This window comes from Streptomyces sp. 3330, from assembly GCF_031456635.1.
Taxonomy (GTDB): domain Bacteria; phylum Actinomycetota; class Actinomycetes; order Streptomycetales; family Streptomycetaceae; genus Streptomyces.
Genome location: NZ_JAVDVA010000038.1, coordinates 38498 through 59195, shown reverse-complemented (window position 1 = coordinate 59195; position 20698 = coordinate 38498). Strand labels below are relative to the sequence as shown.

Genomic DNA, 20698 nt, shown 5'->3' with positions numbered 1-20698 from the left:
TCGGCAGCAGCGCGCCCAGCGCGGTCGCGCCCTGAGCGTCGCGCTTGAACCAGATGTTCGGGAACGCCAGGAACCGGTGCCAGGCCACACCCATGGTGGTGTTGAGCGAGACCACGATCATCCAGATGAACGACGTGGCGATCTTCAGGCCGGCGAAGAACCAGGTGAGGGTGTGCAGGGTCGAGGCGTCCATGCCCTCGAACCAGGAGAGCAGCGGGTAGGACAGGAAGAAGGAAGCCTCGTAGTGCTGGACGTGGTGCTGGGCGCCTTCGAGCGCGTGCAGGACCACGATGCAGACGCCGACGATGAGGATGACGGCTTCGACGAAGTACGCCTGACCCGTCTTGGACCCCGCGAAGCGGGACTTGCGGCCCGCGAGGCCGCTCCGGCTCAGCTGCCGGACGGCGATGAGGGTCATGATGCCCAGTGCCGTCATGGTGCCGAGGAACTCGACGAAGACGTTGTACGGGGTCCAGTCGCCGATGATCGGCAGGAGCCAGTCGGGTTCGAAGAGCTGGCCGGTTGCGTTGACGATGGTCAGCAGCAGTGTGTAGAAGCCGACCGCCACGAACCAGTGCGCCACCCCGATGACTCCCCAGCGGTTCATCCGGCTGTGGCCGACGAACTCCCGGACCACCGTGAGCGTTCGTGCGAGGGGGCGGTCTGTGCGGGCCATCTGCGCGGCGACCGGCTGGCCGAGCCGTAGGAAGCGGTAGACAGCCAGGACGGCCCGGCCGAACAGCGCGACGCCGACCACGATGAGGACCAGCGACACGACGATCGCGGCGAGTTGCATGGGCGGACTCCTCGAACCTGCGAAACGGGACTACTAAGCGGTAACTTAGGTGGCCGGTTCCGAGACTACCCATTTCCCGGCCCGCTCTGCAGACGGGTGCACGGTGATCTGCGTCGCGAAGGCGACTCGCCCCGCAGGTCGCCCTGATCACCAGGCGGCTCATCGGCAGCGTCCCGCGCCTGCCCGTCTGAACCGCGCTGACGATCAGCGCCGGCCGCGGCCTTCCTGCGACCGGTCCCCAGGCAAGATCGCACTGCCGGGCCGGAGCGGCAGGTCGCGCTGATACCAGGTGCCCGGCTCACCTCCGATGTGCGCCGGGTCGGCGGGGCCGACAGGGAAGAACCCGGCTTTGGTCAGCACCTTCTGCGACGCGACATTCCGGTGGGTCGCGGCCGCTCGCAACGTGCGCAACCCGTGCCGGACCGCCGCCAGTCGGCAGACGTCCCGGACGGTCGCGGTCGCCACGCCGCGGCCGGCGACGTGCTGCGCGACCCGGTAGCCGAGTTCCGCGGTGTGGTCCTCGATGTCGACCAGGTTGAACCTTCCGAGTACCGAGCCGTCCTCGGCGATGAGCACGTAGAAGGCGCAGATGCCCGCCTCCTGCTCGGTCAGCAAGGCGTCGTACCTGTCGGTGAACCGCGCGAAGAAGTCGTCGCCGCGGTCGGAGACCGAGGCAGCGAAGTAGGCGCGGTTCGCCACCTCGAAGGCCAACACCGCCGGGGCATGGCTGACATGCAGCCGCTTCAGCTCGGGCATTGCCCAACCCTATCCACGGGGTATGCCGGGACCACCTGATTTTTTGCCGGAGGCAGGCAGCCCCGAGCCCAGGTCGCCTGGCGATCTGCGACCTGAGCACCGGGGCTCGGCGGACGAGGGTGCTAACGCGTCACGCGATGGCGCAGGTAGACGACTCCCGAGCTGAAGGTCCGGGTCTCGACGAGTTCGAGGTCCACCCGGCGCTCACGCCGGGGAAAGAACGGGACTCCACCGCCCACCAGCACCGGGTAGACCACCGCCCGGTACTCGTCGATCAGATCCGACGCGGCCGCCTGTTCGGCGAGTGTGGGGCCGCCGATCGCGATGTCGCCCGTCCCCGGCTCGGCTCGCAACCGCTCGATCTCCTCCGCCACACCGGCGGAGGCGAGGCGGGCAGAGCCCTGTACCGACGTCAGAGTGGTCGAGAACACCACCTTCGGGAGCGGGTTCCAGAGACCGACCCACTCGGCATCCGCGTCGCCGAGCGAGGGGTCCTGGGCGGCGGTCTCCCAGTACAGCATCGTCTCGTAGAGCCGTCGTCCCAACAGGTGGACCCCGACCCGTCGAATGTCGTCGATCCAGAAGCGAAAGACCTCCTCGTCGGGTGCCGTCCAGTCGAAGGTGCCGTCCGGCCCGACGACGTAGCCGTCGAGTGAAACGTTCATCGAATAGGTCACGCTGCGCATCAGAAGTCCTCCTCGGCAACGGGTTCGACAGTACGACCGCCGGACATCGCGGGACTCATCGCGGCGCGCGGGATTCGCTGGGCCGTCCGAGTCATTTCCCGAAATCGAGGGCGGGCCTTCCTCAGCCGTCCAGGTCGCTCACGCTCCCGCCTCCCACCGTTCGTCGAAGCCCCGGCAGCAGCGCGGACTACCGGGAGCCCGCCACAGGGCGCGACTTGTAGAAGGACTCCTCCAGGTAGGCGGCCTCGTGCGGCTGGTAGGGATCCTCCAGATGGGCGGCCTCGTCTTCGTCGAGTTCGACGTCCACCGCGGCGACCGCGTCGGCCAGTTGGGCCGGCTTGGTGACCCCGACGATGGGCGAGGTCACCACCGGGTTGCGCATGACCCAGGCCAGAGCGACCTGGGCCGGGGACAGTCCCCGCTTGCCCGCGATCTCGTGGACGCGCTCGGTCACAGCCTGGTCCCCGTCGCGGTAGAGGATCTTGCCGCCCTCATCGGTCTCGGCACGCGCCGTGGCAGTGTCCCGGACCCGCGTCAGTCTGCCCCGCGCCAGCGGGCTCCACGGGATCACGTGCGGGATCTCCGAGACAACGTGACCACGCGACACCGAGGCCCTCTCCGCGCCGGGGTGGCGCATCCGGATCGGGACCACCGCAACCACAGCGGTGATGGCCGCGGCGCAGACCGTGCTCGGCGCAGGACCGGCAAGCGCGGCACCGACCGCGATCACGCTGACCTCAGCGTCCTGCCCCAGCCGGATCGCGGAGGCAGCGGCGCCCCGCGCCGATCGACCTGCAACCGCTTCGTGCCCGAACGAGCCCGCGACTCGCATGATCGACAGCTTCCAGCTCGTATCAGTGCTCGCTGGTGGTGATGTAGGTGCCGTGCCAGGTGTGATACCACACGGCGCCTGTGGAGGCGTTGACCGACAGCATGCCGTCGATCTTCCCGGAGCGCATGGTGTGGAGGGTGTAGTAACCCGGGAACGCCTCGGCCCTGTCGGCGGTCAGGTCGCTGTCTCGGTCCCGCAGCCATTGCTGGGCGCGATGCCGGGCCTGGTCGGGGGAGAACCGGGTCTGCGTCTGGCCGCGAGGATGCATGCCGTAATCGGTGTTCCACATCATTGCCGGGCCGTACTCGATCCCGGTGTCGCCGTCGGCCGGGTCGACGAGGATCTCAGTGGCCGGCTCCCCGGAGGGTGTTTCCAGCTCGGCGTAGAAGTTCTTCGAGAACTCCATGATCTCACCGACGCGCAGGTCGAGCCGCTGGGCGAAGGCGTCGGCGCGCTGTCGGGCCTGGTCCACGTTCTTCACGGGGGTGCCGTCACCACGCTGCCAGTAATGGCCACCCATCATGCCGACGCCCCACGAGCACTGCTCCCCCATCATGCCAGGCCCCATGCCAGGCCCCCATGAAGCCCAGTTGTCCCAGTCGTCGTCCGACGTGCCCGCCCTCCAGCAATCGCTGCCGGAGGGGCTGGGCGCGGCGGTCGGGGGAGGCGCGGCCTGGCTGGACGTGGTGTTGTCCGCAGCGCATCCGGCGGACAACATGCCGGCCAGAACGAGTGTCACCAGTGCGGAGACGGTCCGTGTGCTTGTGCTGGACACGGTCATCACCTCTGCGGGTCGATCCGTCGCGGTCCGCGAACCGGCAGGCGCGGGCCTCTTCCCTCCAGCCTCGCTCCGCGTCCCGTGGACCGCCTGGGGCCGTCCGGACCTGTCGGTGGCCCTACCGGCCCGAGTTATGACGAAGTGCCGGGACGGCAAGAACGCCCGCCGGGGCCACGGGTCGCAAGGGCCTTGCCGCTGACCAACCTCGGACGCGGTCTTGTGGAGCGAGTCCGTCGGCCCGGCCAGGAGTCCCCAGGGGTGCCGATCGGGCCACGGGCAGAGGCGTTGACGTTCTTTGTGGCTGCGGAAGGTCGGGCATCGCTGGGACCACGTCCGGCGCCCTCGGGCAGAGGAACAAGCAGGCCGGGCCCGTACTCGGCGTCGCCGGAGCGGCCCAGAGGCCGGCCCCCCCCCGGACTGTCGCGTCAGCGCCGGTGTGAGCCAGCTCAGGCGCGCGGCCGTGGCGGCTCTCGCCTCGACCCACGCCGGCTGCCTCGGTCGGTCGGCGCCGACGCCCGTCCAGGCGATGACCTCTTCCCGGGGGACTCGGACTTCGGGGGCAGGCGTCGGCGCGCCGGGAGCCGTTCGGGCGAGCGCAGGCGCGGCCGTGCCGCTTCTGGGGCGGGCCTCCGGGGGCGATCATGTCTGGCCGAACCGAGAATGTGTGTGGCACCCGCTCGCGGGCGACGGTGCGGGATGCGGTCGCGACGGGCTGGAGGCCGAGGGGTATGGAACACGCAACGGTGCGCATCGGAACACCAGGGCGCCCTCATCGGCCGGGCCGATGTCCGCGTGCCAGGCGGACGGGCCGGCCAGGGGTGCAGGGACCGTGCGGCCATGACAGTCGATGAGGGCAAGCCCGCGGCCGCCGCGTCGAGCCCCGCCGACGTCGGGGGCGGCGATCCCCGCGCTCCCCTGGAGCACACGGACTCCCTGGACCGCACGGACCCCAAAGGGCCACCGGCCGCGCAGCCGTCCGGCTCGCAGGAGGAGGCCGTTGCCGTTCGCGACCTGGTGGCGCGGTTGAGGGCGACCTGGCCCACCGTCGGCGAGGCCGCCGTTGAAGCCGTGGTCAGATCGGCGTACGACTCGTTCCGGCAGGCAAGGGTCAGGGCCTACATTCCGATACTCGTCGAGCGCCGGGTCCGCAGGACGCTCGACGCGGCCGTCGGCAACCACATCGCTCGTTCCGCAACGCCTCCTCCGGGAGAGGAACTGATCAGTGATGTCGGACGGAAGAGGCGCGCGCATCGCCGATTCTTTCGTCGAGCCGCTCCGGCTGCGACCGGACTCGATGGTCCGGCTGAGCCGGGACTACGGCCCTCCTGAGAGGGCGGGGCTGGAGAAGATGGACGGAGCCGCACTGCTGTGCAGCGGCGTGGTGCTGCCGGCGCAGTGCCGGGAAGGGCTGCCCGCACCGTCCGCCCACGGCGTGCTGTCGTCCCTGAAGCCGCTCGACGCCGGCGGCATCGTGGGCTCGGCGGCCCTGCCGTCACCCGCGGCCCGGTCGGGCTGGTCGAGTCGGACTTCCCCCGGACCCGGCGGTCGGAGCAACGGCCGGGTGAGCCGGGATAGGGTGCCAGGTCGCCGGGCGGGAAGCCCGACGGGCGGCACGACGAGAGGAGGGCCCGTGACCGACCGGCAAGACCGGCTCAGGTCCCTGCCCTGGCTGCGGGCCGTACCGGGAGTCCGCGCCGCGTCGTCCTACCGGCGTGCGTGGCTGGTCAAGGACCTGGTCGCCGGGATCGTCCTGACCACCCTGCTGGTGCCACAGGGCATGGCGTACGCGGAGCTGGCGGGTCTGCCGACCATCACCGGTCTGTACACGACGATTCTCTGCCTGCTCGGCTACGCCGTGTGCGGGCCGTCGCGCATTCTGGTGCTCGGCCCGGACTCGTCGCTGGGGCCGATGATCGCCGCGACCGTGCTGCCCCTCGTGGTGGCGGACGGCGATCCCGATCGGGCGATCGCGCTCGCCTCGGTGCTCTCGCTCATGGTGGCGGCGATCATGATTGTGGCGTCGGTGGCGAGGCTCGGTTTCATCGCCGACCTGATCTCCAAGCCGACGATGATCGGCTACATGAACGGTTTGGCCCTCACCATCCTGATCGGCCAGCTGCCCAAACTGCTCGGTTTCAAGGTCGAATCGGACAACCTGATCGACGAGTGCGTCGGTCTCGTGCGCGGTCTCGCCGACGGGGCGCCGGTGCCCGCCGCCGCCACGATCGGCGTCTGCGGGACCCTCCTGATCCTGGTGCTGCAGCGGTGGCTGCCGAAGATCCCCGCGGTGCTGGTCATGGTGGGCCTGGCGATCGCCACGGCCGCGCTCTTCGACCTGAGCGAGCACGGAGTCGAGATGGTCGGGAAACTGCCTGAGGGATTCCCGCCGTTCACGATTCCGGACGTCCAGGTCGCCGACCTCGCACCGCTGTTCGGCGGCGCGCTCGGCATCGCCCTGGTGTCCCTCACCGACACGATCTCCAATGCGACGGCCTTCGCTGCCCGCAGCGGGCAGGAGATCCGCGGCAATCAGGAGATGGCCGGGGTCGGCGCAGCGAATCTGGCGGCCGGTCTCTTCCAGGGTTTCCCGGTCAGCGCGAGCGGCTCCCGTACGGCGGTGGCGGAGCGGGCCGGAGCCAGAAGCCAGCTCACCGGAGTCGTCGGGGCGACACTCATCGTCCTCATGCTCGTCCTGGCCCCGGGCATGTTCCGCGATCTGCCTCAACCAGCCCTGGCCGCCATCGTCATCACGGCCTCGCTGTCCCTGGCCGACCTGCCGGGGACGGTACGGCTGTGGCGGCAGCGCAGGACCGAGTTCCTGCTGTCGGTCGCCGCCTTCCTGGGTGTGGCCCTGCTCGGTGTCCTGCAGGGGATCGCCATCGCCGTGGCCCTGTCCGTCCTCAACGTCTTCCGGCGCGCCTGGTGGCCGTACAACACCGTTCTGGGCCGGGTGAAGGGCCTGGAGGGGTACCACGACGTGCGCTCCTACCCGCACGCCGAACAGGTGCCGGGCCTGGTGATCCACCGGTTCGACGCCCCTCTCTTCTTCGCCAACGCCAGGACCTTCCGCGACGAGATCCGGCGACTGGCGCGCACAGAGCCGCGTCCGTGCTGGATCGTGATCGCGGCCGAGCCGATGACCGACGTCGACACCACCGCCGCGGACGTCCTGGAAGAGCTTGATGTGGCCCTCAACGCCGAGCACGTCCACCTCGTGTTCGCTGAACTCAAGGACCCCGTGCGGCGCAAGATCGAGGAGTACGGGCTCACCCGCACCATCGACCCGCAGCACTTCTTCCCCACCGTGGAGGCGGCCGTCGCTGCGTTCCGGCTGCTCACCGGGGCGGACTGGACGCTCCCCGCACCTCCTGCTCAGTCTCCCGGTGCTGCACCGGAGGCGGACGGCCGGGGGTGAGCGCGCACCCTGTGCGGAACCGGTCATGTCTCGTGGGTTCGTGAGGGCACCCGGGGCGCGGTGGCGGGACGCCGATCACAGCCGCACGATGATCAGTGCGGCGTCGTCGCGGCCGCCGCCGGCGAGCCCGAGACGGACAAGAAGGATGTCGGCCAGATCCTCGGGGGCCACATGGCGGTACTGGACGAGGAGGCCGGTCAGTTCGGCGAGGCCGGTGTCGATGTCCTCGCCGCGGCGTTCGATCAGCCCGTCGGTGCAGAGGACGAGTGTGTCGCCGGGGCCGTAGACGACGGTTGCCTGCGGGCGCGGTACGTGCTGGGGCCGCGCGCCCAGGGGAGGGTCGCTGGCCTGATCCAGCAGCTCACAGGTTCCCTCGGCGTGTACCAGGGCAGTTGGCGGGTGACCTGCGTTGCTGTGGATGATCAATCGGTTGGTGGGGTCTGCCAGCGCCTGGGCGCTGCGGAGCATTCCCATGGCGGCGGCGGCCTCGAGGCCATGGCCGACGACGTCACCGACCGCGACGCCGAAGCGGACGTCGGACAGTCGACCATGTCGTACCAGTCACCGCACACGTTGAGCGACCTGGTCGCGGGCAGACAGCGGACCGCGATGTCCTGACGGTGAGCCAGGTCTGGGGCTTGCAGCATGGCCTCCCGCAACGCGACGGCCACGTGACGCTCACGGGTGTGGGCCTGCCGCAGCTCTTCGTTGAGCCGCTGAAGCTCTCGTGAGCGGCCGTACAGCTCCGCCTCCAGGGCTTCGTGCTCTGTCAGCCGCAGGGAAGGCGCCAGGTTCGCGGTGACGTTGGCCTGCACGAACGCTGTCACGTCCTCTACGCGGTGGACGATCCACGCCACCGTCCCGTCCGGGGCGAAGACCGGGCTGTTGATGGGTGACCATCACCGTTCCTCGAATGCTTCCCCGGCCGCTGGACGAGGGGGATGTCGTACTTCTGCAGCGCCATCGCGTCGGAACGCCGCGAGTCCGGTACCCGGTGCAGCGAGGCGTTGAGGTTCCGCACCCCGTCGGCTGCGGGATCCGCAGGATTGTCGGGGAAGGCGTCGAAGACGAACCGCCCGAGCAGGTCCTTCCGGGTCCGCCCGGTCGCCTTCAGATACGCCTGATTTACCTCCACGATCACCAGATCCGGGCCCAGCACCAGATACGGGCTCGGAGTGGCCGCGAACAGTGCCGCGTAGTCGATGTCAGGCAAGGCCGCCATCCCCGCCCACCCTTTTCGTCCGGCCTGGCCACACCGGTGGTTCCCTCTTGCTACGGTTCGCCCGGTCCGGTCGCTCGCGCAGGGACCGCCCACCCCGGGGGTGAGAGGGGGGGCGGCTGCCGATTTCTCCTCTTCGGATGGGAACCCGGCTTCGTGAGGGTGTGGTCGGGGACGACAGGGCGGTGCCACGCGGTGATCGACGTCGGCGGCAGAGCGGGGAACGCTGTGCAGGTGCCGTTCGCAGGCGGCGGTCCGGCCCTGGGCCCCGGATGAGGGAGTGACGGGCCGGTCCGGATGCCCCGGCTCCGTACCGGGAGCCGGCCGCAGCGGATGGGACGGTGCCGAGCCCGTACGCAGAGGCGGGTCAGTGGAGGACCTTCTCCTTGGCCCGGCGGTACTCCTCGTCGGTGATATCGCCCCGGGCGCGGATCTCGGAGAGCTTGGCGAGCTCGTCCGCGGCACTGATGCGGCTGCTGCCGGCGGTCTCGCGGATGTACCGCTCCGTCTGTTCCTGCTGGGCTCTGACGTGACGCTGTTCGCGCTTGCCCATGTTCTTGCCCCGGGCGATGACGTAGATGAAGACGCCCAGGAACGGAAGGACGATCGTCAAGAGGAGCCATCCGGTCTTGGCCCATCCGCTCAGGTCGTCGTCACGGAAGATGTCCACGACGACGCGGAAGAGCAGGATGAACCACATGATCCACAGGAAGAACCACATGATCGACCAGAAGGCCCCCAGAACGGGAAAGTCGTAGGCCAAGGTCACGCTGCTGCTCATTGGCTCTCCTCAGGGTGTCGTCCGCCAGGACTCTGCGGGCCTACCCGCGGGTCCGGTCCGCAGACCGGACCCGCGGGTAGGCCCGTTTCGCGGTGCGGGGGCGTCCATGGCCACCATGGCGGCGATGCGTGCCGGCAGGCAGGTCCCCTCGTCCGGCCCGGAACGTTCGCGCGTGTCGAGGGTCATCTGAACGAGCGCCTCGAAGACGGGGGCGTCCGCGTCGCGAGGGCGGTGACACCTTCGGCACCTGTCACCTTCTGGGCCATGACCTCACATTTCCTTCCTGCCCGTGGCGGGGCGCACCTCCCATAAGAGCCGGGCCTGCCGTGCGCCGCCTCACCCGGACGGGGTGATCGCCTGTCGACGGCGGCCGGCTGCCGCGGACGCCGCGCGAGGGACCGGCGGGGTTCCTGACGTGCTCGGCCCTTCGTCGGCGGAGATCCGGGCAACGCGTGCAGGCCCCCGCACCCGCGCGGCGCCGCCTGTCCCGCGCCGGATGCCTCGTCGCGGGCGAACGACGCAAGAGCAGCTACCGGTGCGGCGCGCCCGCCCACGGGACCGGGTGGGGACCCCTCGCCGGTGTGAAGGACTCCGCCTGTCCAAGAAGCGGTCCGTCCGGAGAATCCCCCGGAGCGGGTGACGACCGGCCGGGGCGAGGCACGGTGGTATGAACCGAGCGCAGCCCGTCGGTGGGAGGTGGACATGTCCGGTAGCCGTTACGCGCTCAGTCCACGCTGGGCGGCCCGGCTGGCTGTGACGGCGGGCATCGGGGCGATCATCGTCCTGCTTCTGTTCGCCGGGCTCCACAGTCTGCTGCTCGTCCTGGTGGGGGCTGCCGGGCTGGCGATCACGTGTGCGGGCGTGTGGTGGACACTCGCCCACACCGGCCTGGTCCGGGTACTGGCCGGGGGACTGGCTCTTGTCGCCCCCGCCGCCGTCGTCGTCCTCTACGTGGCGTCCGGGCTGCTGTGGGTGGTGCTCGTGTCGATCGCGCTGTGGGTACTGGCCGTCTTCTGCGGCCGGGTCGCGCTGGCAGGCGCCGAGGCCGCCCCGGCACGGATCCCGGAACACTCACCGGCGCCGCCGCGACACCCCTACCTGATCATGAACCCGCGCTCCGGCGGGGGGAAGGTCGGACGGTTTCGGCTGCGGGAGAAGGCCGAGGCGCTGGGCGCCGAGGTCTGCGTTCTGGACGTCACGTGCCGCCAGGACGTGGCCGCGCTTGCCCGTTCGGCGGCCGACGCGGGCGCCGACCTGCTCGGCGTCGCGGGAGGCGACGGCACCCAGGCCCTCGTCGCGGCCGTCGCCGCGGAGCGCGATCTGCCGTTCCTGGTGATCTCCGCCGGCACCCGCAACCACTTCGCCCTGGACCTCGGACTGGACAGGGACGACCCGTCGAAGTGTCTCGACGCCCTCACGGACGGCGTCGAGCTCCGCATCGATCTGGGCGTCATCAACGACCGGGTGTTCGTCAACAACGCGTCGTTCGGGGCCTACGCGGCCGTCGTGCAGAGCCCCGCCTACCGCGACGACAAGGCCCGCACCACCCTGCAGATGCTGCCCGATCTGCTCACACACCATCATGGACCACGCCTCGCCGTACACGCCGAGAGCAGGACCATCGAGCAGCCGCAGGCCGTACTGGTCAGCAACAACCCGTACCGCACGGACGACCCTGCGGGGCTGGGGCACCGGGAACGGCTGGACTCCGGCGTCCTCGGAGTGCTCGGCGTCACGGTCGACACCGCGGCGCAGGCGGTGGAGCTGCTCCGCGGCCGCCGGGCCACCGGGCTCGTGCAGCTGGCAGCCCGCGAGGTCGTCGTCGACGCCGACGCCGACACGATCCCGGTCGGCGTGGACGGCGAAGCCCTGACCCTGCCGACCCCCGTCCGGTGCCGGATCCGCCCTCGCGCCCTGCGCGTGAGAGTTCCCCGCGACCGCCCCGGTGTGCCGCCCGGCAAACCCCCGATGGACTGGCGCCGGGTGCGGCGACTGACCCTGACGACGGTCCGGAGGGCGGCGGGGCATGACCGATGACCTCCCGCGGCCCGGCCGCCGCGCTGCCCTGTGGGCGGTGGCGCGTTCGCTCCTCGTGTCGTCCGGACTGGTCCTCGCCTACTACCTGCTGCCCATGGACGCACCTCTCAACGGCGGCACGGTGGCCGGTCTCGTACTCGGTCTCCTCGCGGTGACGGCACTGTTCCTCTGGCAGGTCCGCACGATCGTCCGCTCCCCGAATCCCGAGCTGCGGGCGGTGGAGTCGCTCGCCGCCGTCCTCCCCTTGTTCGTGCTGGTCTTCGCCACCTCCTACTTCCTGCTGGAGCGGGCCACACCCGGCAGCTTCACCGAGCCACTCAGCCGTACCGACGCCCTGTACTTCACGCTCACCGTGGTCAGCACCGTCGGCTTCGGCGACATCACCGGCCGCACCGAGACGGCACGCGTCATGACGATGATCCAGATCGTCGGCGGGATCCTGCTCGTCGGGATCGCGGCCCGGGTGGTGGTGAGGGCCGTCGAGGCCGGCCGGCATCGGCAGGACCCGAAGAGCAGGTGACCGTACTCCGGGCTGACGATCCAAGCCCGTGACGACGCACAGACGCGAGGCGCTACGGCCCCATGGAACCAGGCGCCCGCGCGAAGCCGCCGAGGGCCGTCGGACCGAACGAGATGCACGCACGGCCGTGCGACCCGCAGGGCCTGGCCGCGCGGCATCACCGCCCGGGCCGCCGACCGTGTGTCGTCCGTGTGCAGACCCGGCCTTGCCTCTGCACTCAGCTCTTCAGCCGATCCCCGGCATTTCACCGATGCCCAGGCGCATTCGAGCCGTTCCTGCCGATCGGGCGAGGGTCAGGCGGGCGGGGTGTCGGGGCGGGCGTCGTACACGGCGCGGGCGGCGTCGATGTGCGTCAGGTGGGTGAGGCTCCACTCCAGCAGGGGCGCGGTAGCTGCGCGGAGGGTCCTGCCCATCGGGGTGAGTTCGTAACTGACGTGCGGCGGCATGACGTTGAGGACGGTCCGGGTGAGGATCCCGTCGCGTTCCAGGCCGCGCAGGGTGACGGTGAGCATACGCTGGCTGATCCCGTCGACGGCCCGCTTCAGTTCGGTGAAGCGCCGCGGCCCCTGGCTGAGGTGACGCACGATCAGCAGTGACCACTTGTCGCCGACGATGCCCAGCACTTCCCGGGCTTGGCACGGGTCCTCCGGTCGGGCGGGCCGCGACTCGCCGCCCCCTGAGTCGTTCATGGTTACCTCCAGAGAACCGGGGCACCGAAATGTGCCTTATTGATCAAGGTGCGACGGGTGCAGCACGATGATGTCGGTTCCCGAAGAGTACCGAGGCACGAACAGGAACCGTATTGCCTTCGCGCCCGTGCCCCGAAGAGGAAGAAATTCTGCTCATGCCGACTTTTCTGCTGGTACACGGTGCATGGCACAGCGGCCGGTGCTGGGAACGGGTGGTTCCGCTGCTGGAATCGGCCGGACACCGCGTGTTCGCCCCCTCCCTGACCGGCTACGGCGACAAGGCACACCTGCTGGGTCCCGAGGTGGGGCTCGACACGCACGTCGCGGACGTCGTCGAACTGATCCACGAGGAGAACCTGACCGAGGTGGTGCTCGTGGGTCACAGCTATGCGGGGCTGGTCGTGTCGTCCGTGGCCAACGAGGTACCGGAACGCATCGCGCACCTGGTGTATCTCGACGCGATGGTCCCGGAACACGGCGAGACCGCCGTCGACGTGCAGCCCATGACCCAGGACCTGATCGACCTGGCCGCCGAGTCCGGCGACGGCTGGCGCATCCCGCCGCTGCCCGAACTGCCTGCGCCGCTCGGCCTGTTCGGAGTCACCGACCCGGCGGATGTGGCGTGGCTGCGTGCGACGCTCTCCGACCAGCCGGTGCGCTGCCTGCAGCAACCGGTCCGGCTGGACAACCCTGCCGTGGACTGCGTTCCGCGCACGCACATCCACTGCGTCGGCGCGGTACCGGAAGGCATCGTGCGGCGGCCCGTTCCCGCGACACAGCCCAACGGCTCCCCGGCACGGATACGGGAGCTGCCGACCGGGCACGACTGCATGATCACGATGCCGGCGGACCTGAGCGAACTGCTGCTTGAATCCATCCGCCGGTAGGGACGGGACCGTGACCACCACCGACCTGGGATGCGGGACGCGGGGCGTTGCGCCGTCCACGAACAGGCACAGCTCGTCGCGGGCCAGGGGCGCCGACGGTGGTGCTTCAGGACGGAACGCCCGGAGGCAGCGTCAGGCTGTTGTCGGGGGTCAGGCCGCTGAGCTTCTCGGGGTTGGCCTGAAAGCGCAGGTTCTGGATGTGGCCGTCGACGAGGTCGAACGAGAAGGCACCGACCGTCCGTCCGCCGAGGACGGTCAGGACACCGAGCTCGCCGTTGATGACGGCCGCCTCCATCGTCAGGGCGGCCAGGTCGGGCTTCGCCAGGAAGCCCACGATCCAGCGCGCGACGTGATCAGTGCCGTGGAGGGGGCGGCGGGCTGCGGTGACCTTGCCGCCGCCGTCGGACCAGGCCGTGACCTCGGGGGCGAGCAGCTCCATGACGGCGTTCAGGTCGCCGCCCGCGCAGGCCTCCATGAAGCGGGTGGTGACCTGACGGCGCCGGGCCTGGTCGGCGTCGAAGCGGGGGCGGCGGGCCTGCACATGTTCGCGTGCGCGGTGGGCGATCTGGCGGACTGTCGGCTCGGGACGTTCGAGCGTCTCGGCGATCTCGGCGTGCGCGTAGCCGAAGACCTCGCGGAGCAGGAAGACGGCGCGTTCGACGGGGCTGAGGGATTCCAGGACGATCAGCATCGCCGTGGAGACGCTGTCGGCGAGTTCGCTGTCCGCAGCGATGTCGGGGGAGGTCAGCAGGGGCTCGGGGAGCCACGGCCCGACGTACGTTTCACGGGTTGCCTGTGCGGAGGTGAGGCGGTTCAACGAGAGGTTGGTGACCGTACGCACCAGGTAGGCCTTGGGATGGCGGATCGCGTCGCGGTCCGCGGTGCTCCAGCTCAGCCAGGCGTCCTGAAGGATGTCCTCGGCGTCGGCCACGCTGCCCAGCATGCGATAGGCGGTGGCGAACAGGAGCCTGCGGTGTTCGATGTACGGGTCCTGCTCGTCCCTGTCGACCATCGGTTCATGCTGCCAGCGCCGCTGCGGGGCGGCAAGGGCCGAGATCACGGCGCCGGTGGCCAAGGCGTCCGTCATGCCGCGGGCCTGCGGGTGGCACGGCCGCCCTTGGAGATGATGGTGGTGACGTTCATGTGCTTGCTGAACCGGTAGGTCGTGAGCGGGCTGCCGCTGACCATCTCCTTGTACGCGACGGCGCTCCGGCCGGTGAGGCACATGCGGCGGGGGGTCTCGTCGGCCTTGGTGAACTGGATGACGGCATCACGGCGGCCGAGGCTGACCGGTTGGTGGAAGTATCCGAAGCGGAACGGCTTGACGGTCCTGCCGCGTACGAGTCGCGCGATGGTGTCGGCGGTGTACTGGGCGGTGGGCAGGCCGCTCTGGCAGGTGCCGTGGATCTGTCCCCAGGCCATACGGACGGCGGCGGCGTCTCCGATGGCGTGGATCTCCGGGTGGGACACCGAACGCAGGGTGGGGTCGACCAGGATGAGGCCGCGGTCGTCGGTGGCGATACCGGCGGCGGCGGCGAGCGGCGGGACCTTGACGCCGGTGGTCCACAGGCAGACGTCGGAGCGGACGATTCGGCCATCGGCCAGTTCGACGGCGTCGGGCAGCACCTTGGTGACGCGGGAGCCGGTCGTGAGAGTGATGCCGAGGCGGTGCAGTGCGCCGTGGAGGTAGGTGCGGGCCTTGGAACCCATCATGGCGCCGGGCTCGTCCCGGCTGATCAGCGTGACGTTCAGGCCGGGGTGGCTCTCGGTGATCTCGGCGGCGGCCTCGATGCCGGTCAGGCCGCCGCCGCAGACGGTGACCGTGCCGCCGGACGCGGCGACCTCTCTGAGGCGCGCGGCGAACCGACCGGCGATCTCCGGTGTGTTGAGGGTGAACGCATGAGTGTCGGCGCCGGGGACCGTGCCGGTCTCGGTCGAGCTGCCCAGCGCGTAGACGAGCGTGTCGTAACTGAGGACGTCGGCACCGTCGATGGTGATCTGCCGGGCTTCGGGCGCGATGGCGGTGGCGGTGCCCTGGACGAACGTGACACCGGTGTCGGCGAGCAGGTCGGGGATCTGATGCTCGGCCAATTCCTGACCGGCGGCGATCTGGTGCATCCGCAGCCGCTCGACGAATCGGCTCGACGGGTTGACCAGAGTGATCTTGACATCGGTTCGGCGAGTGCGGTGGGCCAGCCGGATGGCGCTGAAAAGGCCCGTGTAGCCGGCGCCGAGGACGACGATGTGGTGGTCGTGGTTCATGGCATCTCCCGAGGTCGGACACCGGTCCGTATGCCGGTGACGCCCATGGGACAAGCAACCCGCTTCGGACGTGACAGGCCCTCCATGTGATCCACGTCACTGCTTCGGTGTCGTGGAGGTGATGCCGAGAAGCCGTGGGCCGCTGTTGCCGCGGTGACCACAGCGCCGCAGCGAGGACGACGCGGTGGTGTGAGGTGGCATCCGCTGGGGCGGACGCCACCTCGGGCCGGTAGCCCGACCTCAACGGCGCGGCCCTACCGTCGCGATGTCCGCGTTCTGCGACTCCACCGTCCTTCCCGGCACCAGGACGGCAAGCGTGCTGCGTGCTTCGTGCCGGAGGGTGCGGCGCCGAGCGAACGTCGCAGTCAGGGCGAGGATCGAGACCGTCCCGCCGCAGAGCACGGCGGCAACCGTGGAGAGCGGCCCGACCGTCATCGGGCACGCACCCTTCTTCCCCCGTTCGGGCCGCCCGGCTTACAGCCCGAGGCGGGCGTTGACGCGCTTCTCCTCCCAGAGTGCGCGCGCCGTCAACACCCTTGTGTGGCCTGGCCGGCCAGTGAGCCCGCGACGTGCAGTTCCTTGCCGAACCCGCCCCTGCCTGGCGTGAGCGCGCGCTGGCATCAGTGCTTGGGGGTGTCTTGATGGGTGGGGTTGGGGGATTCGGCATGGTGTGGGCTGTGGGGTGGGATGGTGGATTGCAGGGCTGTTTCGATGCGGTGGTTGGTGGTCATGGTTGCGGTGAGGGCGGTCATGGTGAGGAGAAGGCCGGCTGCGGTGTAGAGGGGGGTGCGGAGGTCGTAGGTGGTGGCCAGCCAGCCGCCGAGGACGGCGCCGATGGGTGCGGCGCACATGGCGAGCATGCGGGAGGTGGAGGCGACGCGGCCTATGAGGTGGGCGGGGACGATCGCTTGGCGGAGGGAGGGGCCGAGCACCATCGTGGCGCCCATACCCGCTCCGCACAGGGCGAGCGCGAGGCCGGCGGCGTAGGGGTTGGGGGCGGCCGCAAGGCCCAGGATGGCGAGTCCTTCGGCTGCGGCGGTGCAGGTCAGCGCGGTGCCGGTGCCGAGGCGCCGACCGAGGAAGGAGGCGAGGCCCGCGCCGAGCAGGCCGCCGGTGGCCTCGGCGGTGAGCAGGAGGCCGAAGCCGGAGGCGCCGATGCCGAGACGGTCGTGCGCGAAGAGGGCGAGGACGGTCTCTACCGCGAGGAAGGCGATGTTGCCGACTGCCGGGCGCAGTGCGAGTCCGAGCAGCAGGGGGTCGCGGAAGACGTATGAGGCGCCGGCTCGCGCTTGGCGCAGCAGGGGCTCGCGGGTGTGCGGTGCGGGCCGGGGCTGGGCAGGCAGCGATCGTACGAGCAGTGCGGACAGTGCGAACGAGACCGCGTCGGTGAGCAGCGGCACCGCGCGCCCCAGTGCGAGCAGGGCGCTGCCGGCGGGTGGCCCGGCGAATCCGGACGCGGCGGTCTGGGTGCCGCGCAGGCGGGCGTTGGCGCTTTCCAGGAGGGCGGGGTCGCGGCCGAGCAGATCGGGCAGGTAGGCCGTGGCGGCCGTGTCGAAGAAGAGTCCGCCGAGGCCGAGGAGGAAGGCGACGGCCGCGAGCAGGGCAATGCTCAGTGCGTCGAGCGCGGCGGCTGCCGCCGGTATCGCGAGCAGTGCTGCGCGTGCCGCGTCGGTGACCCACATGGTGCGCCGGCGGTCCCAGCGGTCCACCAGCGCGCCGCCGAGCACTCCGAAGAGCAGCCACGGCAGGGTTGCGGCGGCCGTGATGACCGCGAGCTCCATCGGATCGCGCGTCAGCGTCAGCGCGAGCAGCGGCAGCGCGGCATGTGTCACCCCGTCACCGAAGGAGGAGACCGTCTGCGCGGTCCACAGACGTCCGAACCCGGTCGGCAACTTTCTTATTTCTGTGGTCACTTGGCATCCCCTTCGGCCTGTGTGCGTGAGACCGGGTGGAAGAGTGCGAAGACCAGTGACGCGTCCGGCAGCGACGGATCGGACAGTTCCCGGTACTCGTCGGCCAGTGCCTCCAGGCGTGCCGCCAGCTGCGCGAACTGCTCGTCGGTGAGCCGCAGATGCGTCATGCGCACGTGCCGCTCGCTATCGGCCGGCACTGCTTCCAGGTCCGCCACCGCGTGCCGCATCAGCACATCCGGGCCTCCCTCGCCGGGGTCCGGCAGTGCGATCGCCCGGGCGGCCATGGCGTAGTACCGCTCGGTGACTCCCCGGACCTTGCGCGTCCGGACCACCTTCACCAGTCCGGCCCGTTCCAGCAGCCGTACGTGGTAGCTGGAACTTCCCTTCGCCAGGCCCACCCGCTCGGCGATCTGCGTGATCGTGGCGGGCTCGAAGCGGAGCAAGGCCATGATCCGGTGGCGGGTGAGGTTGGAGACGGCGCGCAGTTGCTCGTCCGTAGTGACGTGGAACGTCTCGGGAAGGTCATCAGCAGGCATGGCCCTAATGGTCAACACTTCTTGACCATTGCGCAAGGGGTTTTCCCCGGGCTTGCGGAATCGGCTCTCCGGTACGTGCGGGCTCTCGCCTCGCTCGTCTCACGGACGTGCTGGCGAAGAGGCGGTATTCGATGCATGCACTGCTCGCGCAGCGGACCGCGGCAGATGGTGCCCACAGCCCGCCGTATCGCCGATGCGGGCGCTGCTGGCGACCTTGCCTGGGCCGTCGCCCGGGGGCGCCCTTCATCGCGGGGCGGCGCGGGCCTCGCGCTGAGCCGTCTGAGCTGCTGTGACGATGCCGTCGGCGAGTGTGGGCGGGAATGTTCGTGATGTGGTCTGCCGGGTGTGAGGGGGCGCACAGGTAAAGGCCGGCGGCAGGGTGTGGGTGCTGGCGGAGCTCGTTTGTCGGTGCTGTCGCTGCCTGCCCTGAGCCGCGCTGGCGTGCGGGGCCGTGCGGGGCCGTGCGGAGGTGACGGGTCTGCTGAGCGTGGGGCGGCGCGGCTTGTCCTGTCGAGGAAGAGGACGGCACGTTGGACTGACGGGCTTGGCCCGCGTCGTCAGCAGACCGATATATGTCGGCCGAGAGGATCAGGATGGCGAACGATGCAGTCGCCGGTCTCGGGCCGATCTTCAGCCCGGGAGGACGAAGCCGGACTCGTATGCCGCGATGACCGCCTGAGTGCGGTCGCGGGCGCCGAGTTTCGCCAGTACGGAGCTGACGTGCGACTTCACGGTCTCGGTACCCACCACCAGACGCGCGGCGATCTCCGTGTTCGACAGGCCTTGCGCCATGAGACGAAGCACCTCCCCTTCGCGCTCCGTCAGTGAGGCACGCTCCAGGGCGGTCCGGGCGCCGGTATTGCCATGGTCCCGGCCGTAAGAGCTGGCCAGCCGCCGCACCGCTGCCGGGAACAGCAGGGAGTCGCCCTCGGCCACCAACCGTACGGCTTGCACGATTTCCGCCGGCCGTGCCCGCTTGAGCAGGAAGCCGTCGGCTCCCGCGCGCAGCGCCCCGTACACGTACTCGTCGTTCTCGAAGGTCGTCACGACCACGATCTTCGGTGGGTCCGGCACGGTGCGCAGCACGGTCCGGGTGGCCTCGATGCCGTCCATCAGCGGCATGCGCACGTCCATGACGATGACGTCGGGGCGCAGTTGCCGTACCAAGGGGATCACGGCGGCCCCGTCCGCTGCCTCGCCCACTACTTCGATGTCCGGGTGAGCTCCCAGCACGGCTCGCAGTCCGGCCCGTACGAGCGGCTCGTCGTCGACCAGGAGAACGGTGAGCGGCATCCGGTCATCCTAGATCAACTACAGCGGCAGATCGACGCGCAGCAGCCAGTGGCCGCCGTGCTGCCCCGCCTTGGCCTCGCCCCCCAGTAGCGCGGCACGCTCACGGATGCCGCGCAGCCCTCTGCCACCGCCCGTGCCGGCAGGCGGCGCCGGATCGGGCAACGGATTGCGCACCTCGAGCCGCAGCCGCGCTGCCTCGACGGCGATGCGCACGCCGATGCGGACAGGGCCCGCGTGCCGCAGCACATTGGTGAGGGCTTCCTGCAGCATCCGGTAGGCCTCGCGGGAGACCGGCCCCGGAAGGTGCTCCAACGGCCCGGTCACTTCGGCGTCGACTTGCGCACCCGAGGACCGCGCGGAATCCAGCAGACGGCCTGCCTCGTCGAGCGCCGGACGGGTGCCGGCCGGCTGCCCGGTCTCGCGCAGGACGAACAGGACGCGGTCCAGGTCCTCCAGCGCGGCCCGTCCCGTCTCCTCGATGGCTTCCAGCGCCCGGTCGGTGAAATCAGGGTCGCTCGCCGCCCGGGCAGCTCCGGCCTGCACCACTGCCAAGGTCAGCGCGTGGCCGAGCGTGTCGTGCAACTCCCTTGCGATCTGGTTGCGTTCCAGCAGCTGCTCGGTGCGCTCCTCCAACTCGGCCAGCCGCTCCTTGACCGACGGCCCGAGCAAGCGGCGAGCAGCATGGGCCATGAGCGCCCCCGTCCCGGCGGCCGCCATGACCAGCGCGAGCACCAGCGCCAGCACGGCCGCCGGTGTCAGCAGGGCATACATCCAGCCCGCACCCGAGACGTACGGCAGCGAGCCGGCCAAGGTGGGCTCTCCCGAGGCCGCCCCGGCGAGCGACAGCGCGAGCGTCAGCAATGCGTTGGTCACCAGTGCCAGGGCGAGCCCTGCTTCCAGGCGCAGAACCAGCCAGGCACCGGTTCTCGCCCGGTCGGTCCACGAAGCCGAGAAGGCCGTGGAGATACCGGGGTCCTCGTCAATCCTCACGCGTGCGTGCGGCCGTGCGTGCGGCCCGGGAAACAGCATCAGCCGTGCCTGCAACCCCTCCGCATGACGCACCGAGGGCACCATGCCGGCGGCCAGAGCCAACGGGACGGGAAGCACCGCGACCAGCAACCAGTCGAGCGGTGAAGGGTTGCTCAGCCCCGGATAGACCATGGCGCAGGCGAACGGCACGATCGCACCCACCAGCACGTGCAGCCAGCGGGTGTAGGTCACCGCACGTGTCAGCGGCAGTAGGAGGCCCGGCATGCCGACATCGTGACAGAGAAGCAGAGGCCGCCGTCCACCCCCAT

At 70.3% G+C, this 20698-nt stretch carries 16 protein-coding genes and 3 pseudogenes; 5 read left to right on the top strand and 14 right to left on the bottom strand.

Annotated features, from left to right (window positions below):
- The 5 genes and pseudogenes from J2X68_RS37040 to J2X68_RS37020 form a co-directional block, all read right to left on the bottom strand.
- Nucleotides 1-796, bottom strand: a pseudogene (locus J2X68_RS37040) (Fe-S oxidoreductase); the annotation flags it as partial.
- Nucleotides 797-1000: 204 nt separating this feature from the next.
- A complete protein-coding gene (locus tag J2X68_RS37035; RefSeq protein ID WP_310437004.1) occupies nucleotides 1001-1552 on the bottom strand; it encodes a GNAT family N-acetyltransferase in 552 nt (183 codons plus the stop codon).
- Nucleotides 1553-1674: 122 nt separating this feature from the next.
- Nucleotides 1675-2238 carry a dihydrofolate reductase family protein gene (locus J2X68_RS37030; protein WP_310437003.1) on the bottom strand — a complete coding sequence of 188 codons (564 nt, stop codon included), beginning with the start codon at nucleotides 2236-2238 and terminating at the stop codon, nucleotides 1675-1677.
- A 187-nt stretch (nucleotides 2239-2425) separates the two neighbouring features.
- A pseudogene (locus J2X68_RS37025) lies at nucleotides 2426-2809 on the bottom strand (aldo/keto reductase); the annotation flags it as partial.
- Between the two features lie 283 nt (nucleotides 2810-3092).
- Nucleotides 3093-3638, bottom strand: a complete 546-nt coding sequence (locus J2X68_RS37020; RefSeq protein ID WP_310437002.1) for a hypothetical protein — start codon at nucleotides 3636-3638, stop codon at nucleotides 3093-3095.
- A 1047-nt stretch (nucleotides 3639-4685) separates the two neighbouring features.
- Between J2X68_RS37020 and J2X68_RS37015 the strand changes: the two genes are divergently transcribed.
- Nucleotides 4686-5177 (top strand): three-helix bundle dimerization domain-containing protein, encoded by a 492-nt coding sequence (locus J2X68_RS37015; protein ID WP_310437001.1) that lies wholly within the window; start codon nucleotides 4686-4688, stop codon nucleotides 5175-5177.
- Nucleotides 5178-5478: 301 nt separating this feature from the next.
- Nucleotides 5479-7263, top strand: a complete 1785-nt coding sequence (locus J2X68_RS37010; protein ID WP_310437000.1) for a sulfate permease — start codon at nucleotides 5479-5481, stop codon at nucleotides 7261-7263.
- 75 nt (nucleotides 7264-7338) lie between these two features.
- On the opposite strand, the pseudogene J2X68_RS37005 reads toward J2X68_RS37010, so the two are convergent.
- Together J2X68_RS37005 and J2X68_RS37000 are read right to left on the bottom strand one after the other, a co-directional pair.
- A pseudogene (locus J2X68_RS37005) lies at nucleotides 7339-8485 on the bottom strand (PP2C family protein-serine/threonine phosphatase).
- A 364-nt stretch (nucleotides 8486-8849) separates the two neighbouring features.
- Entirely contained in the window at nucleotides 8850-9263 is a 414-nt protein-coding gene (locus J2X68_RS37000) for an SHOCT domain-containing protein (RefSeq protein WP_310436999.1), read from the bottom strand.
- 702 nt (nucleotides 9264-9965) lie between these two features.
- On the opposite strand from J2X68_RS37000, the gene J2X68_RS36995 reads away from it, so the two are divergent.
- Nucleotides 9966-11300, top strand: a complete 1335-nt coding sequence (locus tag J2X68_RS36995) for a diacylglycerol kinase family protein (protein WP_310436998.1) — start codon at nucleotides 9966-9968, stop codon at nucleotides 11298-11300.
- Nucleotides 11290-11820, top strand: coding sequence for a potassium channel family protein (locus J2X68_RS36990; protein WP_310436997.1), 531 nt, complete (start codon nucleotides 11290-11292; stop codon nucleotides 11818-11820). Before J2X68_RS36995 ends, J2X68_RS36990 begins: the two co-directional genes overlap by 11 nt.
- 293 nt (nucleotides 11821-12113) lie before the next feature.
- Here the strand turns inward: J2X68_RS36990 and J2X68_RS36985 are convergent, their stop codons facing one another.
- Entirely contained in the window at nucleotides 12114-12509 is a 396-nt protein-coding gene (locus J2X68_RS36985) for a helix-turn-helix domain-containing protein (protein ID WP_310436996.1), read from the bottom strand.
- Between the two features lie 155 nt (nucleotides 12510-12664).
- On the opposite strand from J2X68_RS36985, the gene J2X68_RS36980 reads away from it, so the two are divergent.
- Complete coding sequence (locus J2X68_RS36980; protein ID WP_310436995.1) at nucleotides 12665-13396, top strand: alpha/beta fold hydrolase; 732 nt, start codon at nucleotides 12665-12667, stop codon at nucleotides 13394-13396.
- 106 nt (nucleotides 13397-13502) lie between these two features.
- Here the strand turns inward: J2X68_RS36980 and J2X68_RS36975 are convergent, their stop codons facing one another.
- The 6 genes from J2X68_RS36975 to J2X68_RS36950 all read right to left on the bottom strand — a co-directional run bounded on the left by J2X68_RS36975 (nucleotide 13503) and on the right by J2X68_RS36950 (nucleotide 20654).
- On the bottom strand, nucleotides 13503-14408 hold the full coding sequence (locus J2X68_RS36975) for an RNA polymerase sigma-70 factor (protein ID WP_310437006.1): 906 nt from the start codon (nucleotides 14406-14408) through the stop codon (nucleotides 13503-13505).
- 71 nt (nucleotides 14409-14479) lie between these two features.
- A complete protein-coding gene (locus J2X68_RS36970) occupies nucleotides 14480-15658 on the bottom strand; it encodes an FAD-dependent oxidoreductase (protein WP_310436994.1) in 1179 nt (392 codons plus the stop codon).
- A 620-nt stretch (nucleotides 15659-16278) separates the two neighbouring features.
- Nucleotides 16279-17571: an MFS transporter gene (locus tag J2X68_RS36965; protein WP_310436993.1), complete on the bottom strand. Its 1293-nt coding sequence runs from the start codon at nucleotides 17569-17571 to the stop codon at nucleotides 16279-16281.
- Nucleotides 17568-18107, bottom strand: a complete 540-nt coding sequence (locus J2X68_RS36960) for a helix-turn-helix domain-containing protein (protein ID WP_310436992.1) — start codon at nucleotides 18105-18107, stop codon at nucleotides 17568-17570. The genes J2X68_RS36965 and J2X68_RS36960 overlap by 4 nt, the downstream gene beginning before the upstream one ends.
- Nucleotides 18108-18737: 630 nt before the next feature.
- Nucleotides 18738-19400, bottom strand: coding sequence for a response regulator transcription factor (locus tag J2X68_RS36955; protein ID WP_310436991.1), 663 nt, complete (start codon nucleotides 19398-19400; stop codon nucleotides 18738-18740).
- An 18-nt stretch (nucleotides 19401-19418) separates the two neighbouring features.
- Nucleotides 19419-20654: a histidine kinase gene (locus J2X68_RS36950; RefSeq protein ID WP_310436990.1), complete on the bottom strand. Its 1236-nt coding sequence runs from the start codon at nucleotides 20652-20654 to the stop codon at nucleotides 19419-19421.
- Nucleotides 20655-20698 lie beyond the last annotated feature (44 nt).

Excerpts from the sequence above, each read along its gene's own strand:
- J2X68_RS37035 (WP_310437004.1), bottom strand. The coding sequence starts at position 1,552 with ATGCCCGAGCTGAAGCGGCTGCATGTCAGCCATGCCCCGGCGGTGTTG.
- J2X68_RS37030 (WP_310437003.1), bottom strand. The coding sequence starts at position 2,238 with ATGCGCAGCGTGACCTATTCGATGAACGTTTCACTCGACGGCTACGTC.
- J2X68_RS37020 (WP_310437002.1), bottom strand. The coding sequence starts at position 3,638 with ATGGGGCCTGGCATGATGGGGGAGCAGTGCTCGTGGGGCGTCGGCATG.
- J2X68_RS37015 (WP_310437001.1), top strand. The coding sequence starts at position 4,686 with ATGACAGTCGATGAGGGCAAGCCCGCGGCCGCCGCGTCGAGCCCCGCC.
- J2X68_RS37000 (WP_310436999.1), bottom strand. The coding sequence starts at position 9,263 with ATGAGCAGCAGCGTGACCTTGGCCTACGACTTTCCCGTTCTGGGGGCC.
- J2X68_RS36995 (WP_310436998.1), top strand. The coding sequence starts at position 9,966 with ATGTCCGGTAGCCGTTACGCGCTCAGTCCACGCTGGGCGGCCCGGCTG.
- J2X68_RS36990 (WP_310436997.1), top strand. The coding sequence starts at position 11,290 with ATGACCGATGACCTCCCGCGGCCCGGCCGCCGCGCTGCCCTGTGGGCG.
- J2X68_RS36985 (WP_310436996.1), bottom strand. The coding sequence starts at position 12,509 with ATGAACGACTCAGGGGGCGGCGAGTCGCGGCCCGCCCGACCGGAGGAC.
- J2X68_RS36980 (WP_310436995.1), top strand. The coding sequence starts at position 12,665 with ATGCCGACTTTTCTGCTGGTACACGGTGCATGGCACAGCGGCCGGTGC.
- J2X68_RS36975 (WP_310437006.1), bottom strand. The coding sequence starts at position 14,408 with ATGGTCGACAGGGACGAGCAGGACCCGTACATCGAACACCGCAGGCTC.
- J2X68_RS36970 (WP_310436994.1), bottom strand. The coding sequence starts at position 15,658 with ATGAACCACGACCACCACATCGTCGTCCTCGGCGCCGGCTACACGGGC.
- J2X68_RS36960 (WP_310436992.1), bottom strand. The coding sequence starts at position 18,107 with ATGCCTGCTGATGACCTTCCCGAGACGTTCCACGTCACTACGGACGAG.
- J2X68_RS36955 (WP_310436991.1), bottom strand. The coding sequence starts at position 19,400 with ATGCCGCTCACCGTTCTCCTGGTCGACGACGAGCCGCTCGTACGGGCC.
- J2X68_RS36950 (WP_310436990.1), bottom strand. The coding sequence starts at position 20,654 with ATGCCGGGCCTCCTACTGCCGCTGACACGTGCGGTGACCTACACCCGC.